At 60.2% G+C, this 767-nt stretch carries 1 protein-coding gene; it reads left to right on the top strand.

Translation table 11 applies throughout. The features are described from left to right. Nucleotides 1–157 precede the first annotated feature (157 nt). Entirely contained in the window at nt 158–628 is a 471-nt protein-coding gene (tnpA, locus tag CHY22_RS09835) for an IS200/IS605 family transposase (protein ID WP_089573701.1), read from the top strand. The last annotated feature ends 139 nt before the right edge of the window (nt 629–767 follow it).

Genomic DNA, 767 nt, shown 5'->3' with positions numbered 1-767 from the left:
TTAAAGGCTTTAGCCTGTGCGGGGCGCGCAGCGCGCCGCATCAGAAACCACCCGCTATGCGGGTGGGGCCAAACGGCTTTACAAAGCCGCCCCCTCGCCGGACACTTGCGATTGTTCAGGCCGCAAGGAATCCGAGTCGAGAGGGCGGTGGTGGCGTATGGCCCAGAAGGCCTACAGCCTGTCGCACACGAAGTGGATGTGCAAGTACCACGTCGTGTTCACGCCGAAGTATAGGCGCAAAGTCATCTACAACCAAATAAGGTCCGACCTTGGGGAGATCTTCAGGAAGCTCTGCCAGTACAAGGGGATAGAGATCATCGAGGGGCACCTGATGCCCGACCACGTCCACATGCTGCTGGCGATACCGCCGAAGTACAGCGTGTCGAGCGTGATGGGATACCTGAAGGGGAAGAGCTCGCTGATGGTATTCGACAGGCATGCGAACATGAAGTACAAGTTCGGCAACAGGAAGTTCTGGGCCGAGGGCTACTACGTGTCCACCGTTGGCCTGAACGAGGCCGCGATCGCGAAGTACATCCGGGAGCAGGAGAGGGCCGACATCGCGCTCGACCGGCTGAGCGTCAAGGAGTACGAGGACCCCTTCGATAGGGGGCCGGGGCGCAAGTAGCGCCGGTTTGACCGGCCCGCCACGGGTCAATCTGCAGTGCGGCCCGAACCCCGTGAGGGCCGGCGCCTTTAGACGCGTGCCGGAAATCCAAGGGTTATACCCTAAGAGCAAACCACCCCTTTTAGGGGTGGTTTTGATT

Origin of the sequence: Collinsella sp. TF06-26 (genome assembly GCF_002232035.1) — a bacterium.
In the GTDB taxonomy this organism is placed as follows: domain Bacteria; phylum Actinomycetota; class Coriobacteriia; order Coriobacteriales; family Coriobacteriaceae; genus Collinsella.
Note: the sequence above shows the minus strand (reverse complement) of the source record. Positions and strands in the feature narration are given on the sequence as shown.